Raw genomic sequence first — 6,299 nt, forward strand, 5'->3', positions numbered from 1 at the left:
CCCCCTCAGAGAACAGAACCCGGGCAATCCCCTGCTGCCAAACACCAGACATCAAATGCCCCGAGGACTCAGTCTAGCGTAAGGATGGCCGTACACTGTGTAAGCGAGCCAGGTCGGTTCCGCCGCCTCTTTGGCTTCTTCTCGTGCCGCGCGCATGGCTTGATTCAGGGTCTTGCCGTCCAGCAACGTGCGATAGAATGCCTCTGCGAACGTCAATGCCGTTTTGTCGCCAACCGACCAAAGCGTCCCCACAAAAAGCCCAGCCCCGGCGCGAACAAAGGCCTCTGCCATTCCACCTGTACCAGATAGTGACCGTCCTGTTTTCCCCGCCTGGCACGCATTCAGAAATATAATCGGCATCGTGCCCGTTTTCGACCCAAGGTCAGCAAACTGACTTACATCCGTTACACCCAAAGTATCCGATATGTATTGTCCGTCTGCCGAACTGATGCGGCCGGACATCAAAAGAGACGCGTCCCATATACGATCATCATTGGCGTTTCCGTGGCATGCAAAGTGCAAGAGGTCAAAAGATCCTCCTGCTGAGATTTCTTTCAATACATCGTGACTATCCGCATTCAATTCCGTGCTGTTGAATTTTGACTTGAGAATTTTTCGTTCATCGGCAGCAAACGGCAATCGAAGCTCGGCGCTAGGGTAGTCGGGTACAACGTGGCGGGCGCGGTCATTTCCAACCTTCAGGGTCGCAGTTGGCCACCCGCAATTTCGAATCCAGCGAATCAAACCAAGCTCAGCCAGAAACATATTACCTTCCAGAGGCATTCTCTTACCAGGCTCGACAACATGCAGGACCTCCCATGGAATGAACGGCTCGTGTGATATCACCTCGACACTTCCGATGGAGTTCCGATGGTCCCAAATTGCCCTTCTAATCTGCTCCGGAACAATCTGCTCATAAATTTCACCGCCAAAACTGCGGACGCCACGCATGAATCTACCAAAATCACCTGAGCTTGCTCCCCATTCACCTTCTAATCGCTCATAGAGGCTGCTGACATAGGCATCACGTGGCGCTTTGAAGCGAGGCGTCTCGTAGTCCATCAAGAGGTTCAGATCCCGCGATTCAAGAACGAACCGAAGACTGAAGTTTGAGTTGGAACCCTCGGAAATCTCGTAGATTCGGAGTTGTATACTAGGGGGATCGAGATCTCTTCCGCTGACGAAGGCAGAAGCTGTCAAGTTTCCAGTTGCGACAAACACCGGTTGCAGCACCATTCGTGCGAGGCGGCGTGCTCCCTGTCGAGCATCGACCCAGACCTCGGCCCGTCCGGTGCAAAGGCCCTGGACTTTGAAGTCGTAGGTTTCAAGCTTTCCGGCATCGGGTACGCGGACCTCGCTTGCCGTTGATCCGATCACCTCACAATTGGCTTTCGCATGGATCTCAAGAGTAATGGGTAAGTCGACCTTGGTAGGTGCCGCCGCCACGGCAACGGTAGGACCAATAATCTTGTTCAGCTGCTCTCGTGAAATCGTAACCGTCAGATCTGCTGGCCGCGCCAGTGGCGGAGACTCCATCATTTCAGCGCTGAAGTGGCAGTTGACTTCGGTTGCCGCCTCTTCCGGTCGGGCTGCCGGCAATGGTGGTGCTGCCGCTTGGTTCCCAGCATTGGCGGCGACCCGCTGATCGGGCGCCGACTGATGGCGCGCCCGAGTTGACAGGGGCGCACCAGCGCTGCGGCGCTCCCTTGAATCTCGAGTTGTTGAGTGACGTGCCGATTGCCTCGGTTTACCTGACGATACCGCCGCAACCAGCCTTTCGTTGGAGCCACCAAAATGCCGTTCAACGACAGGGGGAGATGCTACGATTAAGGGAAGCGATTGATCGATTGGATCCCCCACCGGAGTGAACGGTGGTGGGAATGCCTCCGTCACCACGCCCTGCTCGATTCTCACCCATCCTCTTTCCGAAAGAGGGTTTGGAGCGGAGCCGTGGGCTGGAAGCTGCACGGCAACTGTCGTCTCATGCAGATCGAGAATATTATCGAGACTCTCTTGGCTTTCGGCAACTTGAACGGCGCTAAGGATATCGCCTGCTCTTCTGACATAGTACCCATAAGGTTGCCGATCGAGAACGATGATCCGTTGAGGTTCGAAGCCTGCGATCTTCGTCCGAAACTCCTCTTGCGGGAGATGGATCGACACGACGGCTGGGTTGGCGGTCACTATCTGCCATGCGCTATTATTTTGTGAGCCCGTCAGCCATGCCTGCAACGCTTTTACGGTTTCGGCTTGGGCAAAATAATTTGTGTGATAGATAATGGTACTTTTTTTCCAGATCAATGAATCTATAATCAACGCGCTTTGATGACCGAATTCAATCATCGCTTTATTGTCGACGACCAGATCATTTTCCTTTCCAATAAGCGCGTCGACATTGAAATTAGCGAGAGCTCGCAGAAAATTCTCAGGAAACAAAGACCCTGTTATAGATTTACTGAATACGGAGGTTTCAAAATTTGAACCAATTACAAAATAGGAAGGCCTGTCGGGCCTTTGCATTTCCTGGCTGCTATTTAAGCTCAAAACCAGATCGCTTGCTGGCGACATTGCGGCAATGCCCGGCACAGCAGCCTCCGTAATTGCAGCATCAACGACCGCCTGCACAAATGCCCCAAGTGTCTTAACGGTGCTCTGTATCACTATGCTTGCCAGTCCCGCATCGAAAACCGCAAGCCCACGGCCAGCCGCAATGGCCAAATTGGTGTAAATGTCGAGAAGAGTTTGCCAGTTCTCGGGGCGCGCGAGAGCGGTTCCGCCGTTAGTGCAGCCGACAAAAACAGTTTTGCCAGGCCTCGCGACCATTCCTTCAATGAGCAAACGTTCAGTTAAAAGTCGCGCAACCAATCCGCCGCGAGAATACGCCACAATATCGACCGTACTTCCGGCCGGAAGAGATAGCTTTCCAAGTGCAGTGGCAATGTCCTCGGCGTTTTTCTGAGGGGTCTCAACAAGCGTAGAATGATCGAACGCAATCAGTGCGTCATAATGCGCTCTCGCGGCGTGGAGGAAATGCTTGCCTTCGTCCGTTATGCCGAGTGCGCCAAAGCTGCCTTGCGCGCTGGAAAAAGTCCCATGAATAAATAAGAGCAGGCGGGCTGGCTTGCCAGATTTGTGCGTGATCGCTCGCAGCGTCGATGTCGCTACCCATTCTGCTGGAGAGTTTGAATCAAAAATAATCAGGCCTGGCTTAAGATTTCGTTCGAGAATATGCGCCGCGCCTTCCACCGCCTTGTATGCCGCGAATTTAAATACATAGGCTCGAAGTTTCTCCGCTAAAACGTCAACGGCTGTATCGAGCAGTCCTCTGCGTTTTGGTGCTCCCCCGCTGCTGGAGCCGCGATCGCTCCCAATCTGAAACACTGCCTTGCTGCTAGATGATATACCGCTGCGCATGCGAGCAGACGGCCCGCTGTCCCGCAGCGGGAGTTGCCACTGAAACACGCCATCGCGCTCGACAAGTAGCGCCGCCTGCTCCTCGATCGCAAGGTCAACAGAGATCCTAATAACGCCAAGGTCAGGTGATTGTGATGATCCATGCGACCTTCGACGGCTGCCCTGCACGGATGATCTTTTGGCGCCCGCCGGGACGATGTCAAACGTATCGTGAAGGGTGAGGCCATCAGTTGTCAGGCCTGAAAGAACTGCCGCGGTGGCAAGATTGCTGATGTCGATTGCAGGTGATGCACGACCTGATCGTCTCGAATCAACCACTTCGCGTTTTGGCGGAGTTGCGGCGTGAACGCTGAGGCCGCCAGGATGCGTGATTCGCGTGCTCTTTGGCGTAACGGACGTTTCCATTGCGGAATTCCAATCCTGACTTCTAAGTTGGCAGTTTTTAGATCTAACCCGCTCCATCCTCTTTGAGGATCGCCCGACGCTCTCCTTCCGTCAGTCGACCGGGAACGACGAAATCAGCGCGATCGATCAAGCTCTGGTCGAACGGTGGCTGGACCTTCCAGCCGATGCCACCACCCGGCATCGCCATTGAAAATGCCGGAGTCATATTCCACAACCGCGCGATCTTGTCGGTGGACGCCGTGACGATCCGTATGCCATCCGGCGAGAACGCAGCGGTATGGACCATACCATTGTGCCCCTCGAGCGTGGCCAGCGCCCGGCCGCTCGCCGCGTCCCACAGCCGCGCCGTATTGTCGTCGGACGCCGTGACGATCCGCGTCCCGTCCGGCGAGAACATGGCGCGATGCACCATACCCTTGTGCCCCTCGAGCGTGACTTGCGCCCGCCCACTCGCCGCGTCCCACAACCGCGCGGTGTTGTCCCAGGACGCCGTGACGACCCGCGTCCCGTCCGGCGAGAACGCAGCGGTGGTGACCATACCCGTGTGCCCCACAAACGTGGCCAGCACCCGCCCGCTCGCCGCGTCCCACAGTCGCGCCGTGTTGTCCCAAGACGCCGTGACGATCCGCGTCCCGTCCGGCGAGAACGCGGCGGTGTTGACCCAACCTGTGTGCCCCTCGAGGGTGGCCACCGCCCGCCCGCTCGCGGTCTCCCACAGCCGCGCCGTCTTGTCCCAGGCCGCCGTGACGATCCGCGCCCCGTCCGGCGAGAACGCGGCGGTGTTGACCATACCCGTGTGTCCCTTGAGCGTGGCCAACGCCAGCCCGCTCGCTACCTCCCACAGCCGCGCCGTCCTGTCGAAGGACGCCGTGACGATCCGCGTCCCGTCCGGCGAAAATGCGGCAGTGTTGATTGAATTCGTGTGCCCCTTGAGCGTGGCTAGCGCTAGCCCGCTTGCCGCGTCCCAGAGCCGCGCCGTGTCATCATACGACGCCGTGATGATCCGCGTCCCGTCCGGCGAGAACATGGCGCTATTGACGCTAGCCGAGTGCCCTTCGAACGTGGCCAGCTTCCGCCCGCTCGCCGCGTCCCACAGCCACGCGGTGTTGTCCCAGGACGCCGTGAGGATCCGCGTCCCGTCCGGCGAAAACGCGGCGGTGTTGACTGACGCCGTGTGTCCCTCGAGCGTGGCCAGCGCACGCCCGCTCGCCGCGTCCCACAGCCCCGCGGTTTTGTCGGCGGACGCCGTGACGATCCGCGTCCCGTCCGACGAGAACGCGGCGGTGTTGACCATATCTGTGTGGCCCTTGAGCGTGGCCAGCGCCTGCCCGCTCGCCGCGTCCCACAGCCTGGCCTTCTTGTCAAAGGATGTCGTGACGATCCACGTCCCATCCAGCGAAAACATGGCGGTTCGGACCGTTTCCGTATGCCCCTTGAGCGTGGCCAGCGCCAGCCCGTTCGCGGTGCCCCAGAGCCGCGCGGTCTTGTCAGAAGACGCTGTGACGATGCACGTACCATCCGGCGAGAACTCTGCGGTCCAGACCGCGCCCGTGTGTCCCTCGAGGGTGGCGAGCGCCAGCCCGTTCGCGGCGCCCCAGAGCCGCGCGGTCTTGTCAGAAGACGCTGTGACGATGCGCGTACCATCCGGCGAGAACGCGGCGGTATTGACCGTTCCCGTGTGCCCCTCGAGGGTGGCCAGCGCCAGCCCGCTCGCCGCGTCCCACAGCCGCGCCGTGTCGTCGAAGGACGCCGTGACGATCCGCGTCCCGTCCGGTGAGAACGCGGTGTTAGTGACGGGGCCTCCGTGCCCCAAGAGGACGGCCAACATCCGTCCATTGGCGGCGTCCCAGAGCCGCGCGGTGCTGTCCGAGGACGCCGTGACGATCCGCGTCCCGTCCGGCGAGAACGCGGCGGTATTGACCGTACCCGAGTGCCCTTCGAGCGCGCCCACCGCCCGCCCGCTTTCCGCGTCCCACAGCCGAGCCGTCTTATCCGAGGACGCCGTGACAATCCGAGTGCCATCCGGCGAGAACGCTGCGGTCCAGACCGCGCCCGTGTGTCCCTCGAGGGTGGCCAGCGCCCGCCCGCTCGCGACGTCCCACAGCCGCGCTGTGTTGTCCTCGGACGCCGTGACGATCCGCGCCCCGTCCGGCGAGAACGCGGCTCTGGTGACAACGCTACTGTGCCCGCGAAGCACACCTGGATCCTGCTCGAGACGGGACAGGCTCTGCGACAGCATCGCATACGCGGCGGGCTTGCGAGCGAAGTCCTCCGCTGAAAACGAGCCGCTCAGGCCCGAGCGCACGACCTTGAGCGCCTCGACGGGGCGGCCCTGCACTAGCAGCCCGTCGGCAATCGCGGCGGCATACCGTGCGGTGTCATCCTCCGCTTTTGCAGCACTCTTGACAGCCGCCTCGCGCTGATCGTTGGCGATCTCGGCTTGAGCCCGAGCGTCTTTCCAGTACCAGCCAGCCGCGCCG

At 59.6% G+C, this 6,299-nt stretch carries 2 protein-coding genes; both read right to left on the reverse strand.

Annotated elements, in window-relative coordinates:
- Positions 1-51 precede the first annotated feature (51 nt).
- On the reverse strand, positions 52-3,819 hold the full coding sequence (locus ASE66_RS31335; protein ID WP_162262477.1) for a CHAT domain-containing protein: 3,768 nt from the start codon (positions 3,817-3,819) through the stop codon (positions 52-54).
- 43 nt (positions 3,820-3,862) lie between these two features.
- Positions 3,863-6,299 (reverse strand): WD40 repeat domain-containing protein (locus tag ASE66_RS12365; RefSeq protein ID WP_162262478.1); only part of this gene is annotated, 2,437 nt, incomplete at its 5' end.

This window comes from Allobosea sp. Root483D1 (assembly GCF_001429505.1).
In the GTDB taxonomy this organism is placed as follows: domain Bacteria; phylum Pseudomonadota; class Alphaproteobacteria; order Rhizobiales; family Beijerinckiaceae; genus Allobosea.

What these genes read in the sequence shown, in the direction of transcription:
- ASE66_RS31335 (WP_162262477.1), bottom strand. Translation starts at nt 3,819, where the DNA reads ATGGAAACGTCCGTTACGCCAAAGAGCACGCGAATCACGCATCCTGGC.